The sequence below is a fragment of the Pseudoalteromonas sp. Z9A5 genome, assembly GCF_011378875.1.
In the GTDB taxonomy this organism is placed as follows: domain Bacteria; phylum Pseudomonadota; class Gammaproteobacteria; order Enterobacterales; family Alteromonadaceae; genus Pseudoalteromonas.
Map to the genome: position 1 here is coordinate 265 of NZ_WTLC01000092.1, position 2059 is coordinate 2323.

Here is a 2059-nt window from a genome sequence, read left to right on the forward strand (position 1 = left end):
TCGCTTTAGCGTCTCAAGGGATGCGAATAATACACCCTTTATTTTTCGAGTCAACACTTAGTTTTAAACTTTCTTTTTAGAAGATTTAAAACCGAAGTTTTATTTAACTCTCTGAGTAGTTCGCTCCTCGCTAGGCGTTGGCGTTTCCCGTCTCAGTGGGGTCGCATTATAGGGAGCGGCGAATTTTACGCAAGCGTTATTTGCATAAAATAGTAATTAAAATTAAGCCCCAAGCAAGCACACACGATAGACACAAGTTACCCACAAAAACCTGTTGATAACTCTGTTTTTGCACTTTAAAACTAAACACTTTTATCCTGATGTGATAAGTTGCGTTCACTTTTTTAACTCATGTATTTAGGCAGTATCCATGACAGACATAATAAACAGTATAAGTGCCCTTCTATGGGGCCAAGTTCTCGTCTACTTATTAATAGCAGCAGGCCTCTTCTTTACTTTTCGATTAGGCTTTATTCAGTTTGTACAATTCCCACATATGTTCAAAGTTATGTTTGGCTCTCGTAAATGTGCCGATAACGAAATTTCATCCTTTCAGGCTTTTTGTACTTCATTAGCTGCGCGCGTTGGTACAGGTAATATGGCTGGTGTTGCTGTTGCCTTATACCTAGGTGGTCCAGGTGCTATTTTTTGGATGTGGCTTATTGCATTAATAGGTATGGCGACGAGTTTTGCCGAGAGTACTTTAGCCCAGGCTTATAAGACAAAAGATGCTGAAGGTAATTTTAGAGGCGGTCCTGCTTATTATATGCAAAACGGTTTAGGCAAACGCTGGATGGGAATTTTATTCTCGTTATGCTTAATTTTAGCCTTTGGTTTAGTATTTAACGCCGTACAGTCAAACTCTATTGCTGCAGCATTTGAAGTAGCGTTTGATGTACCTAAGTATATAGTAGGCATTCTTCTGGTCATTGGTTCTGGCATTATTATTTTTGGTGGTCTAAAAACAATTTCTCGTTTTGCCGAAATGGTTGTGCCATTTATGGCATTAGCTTATTTATTAGTTGCTCTTTATGTATGTGCTATTAACTTTACTGCACTACCTGATGTACTTGCACTTATTATAAAGAGTGCTCTTGGTATTGAACAAGCCGGTGCTGGTGCAATTGGTTATGGTGTTACACAAGCTATGATCCAAGGTATAAAACGTGGTTTATTCTCAAACGAAGCAGGTATGGGTAGCGCTGCTAATGCAGCAGCGACTGCAACGCCTTACCCTCCTCACCCAGCATCACAAGGTTATGTACAAATGCTAGGTGTCTTTATTGATACTATTGTTATTTGTACAGCGACTGCTTCTCTTATTTTACTATCACAGCAATTAGTACCTGGATCTGGTATTACAGGGATTGAGCTCACGCAAGCAGCATTACAAGAACATGTTGGCGACTGGGGCACTTATTTTATTGCTATTGCTATACTCTTTTTTGCATTTACTTCTATAGTTGCTAATTACTCTTACGCTGAAACAAATTTAATGTTTTTAGGACGCAACTCTAATAAAGGTATGTTTATCTTTAGACTTGTTGTTTTAGGTATGGTGATGTTTGGTGCTGTTGGTGAGCTTGGTTTAATTTGGACACTAGCAGATATATCAATGGGTTTAATGGCCATTGTAAACGTTATAGCGCTATTTATGCTTTCAGGTGTTGTTGTATGGCTTTCTAAAGATTATAACGAACAACGTAAAAAGGGCTTAATACCCACTTTTGATAAAAGTAAGCATCCAAAACTTGCTAAAGAGGTCGACCCCGAGGCCTGGAAATAAATAATAAACAGCGAGCTACGGCTTAATGCCGATCAGTTAAGAAATATTTAACGATCCATTGACCGATCTTCTGGTTAGTTTATAAAGGCTTCTGAATTTATTTAGGAGCCTTTTATTTTGCAACTCACTACCGCACTTTCTCTAGCCAATAGCTACGCACCCAATTCAGAAGGCTTAGGTCAGCTGAGTGATTTTTTATGCCCTGAGTTTATCAAACAATGCGCAGAAACAGCTGGTGTCGCGACGATAAGAAAAAGAAGGCTTCCTGTTGAG

At 39.0% G+C, this 2059-nt stretch carries 2 protein-coding genes; both read left to right on the top strand.

Going from position 1 to position 2059, the window contains the following annotated elements:
- The first annotated feature begins 370 nt into the window (after positions 1–370).
- Positions 371–1786 carry a sodium:alanine symporter family protein gene (locus GQR56_RS21090; RefSeq protein ID WP_024612248.1) on the top strand — a complete coding sequence of 472 codons (1416 nt, stop codon included), beginning with the start codon at positions 371–373 and terminating at the stop codon, positions 1784–1786.
- Positions 1787–1903: 117 nt separating this feature from the next.
- Positions 1904–2059 (top strand): transposase domain-containing protein (locus tag GQR56_RS21095; RefSeq protein ID WP_206018249.1); only part of this gene is annotated, 156 nt, incomplete at its 3' end.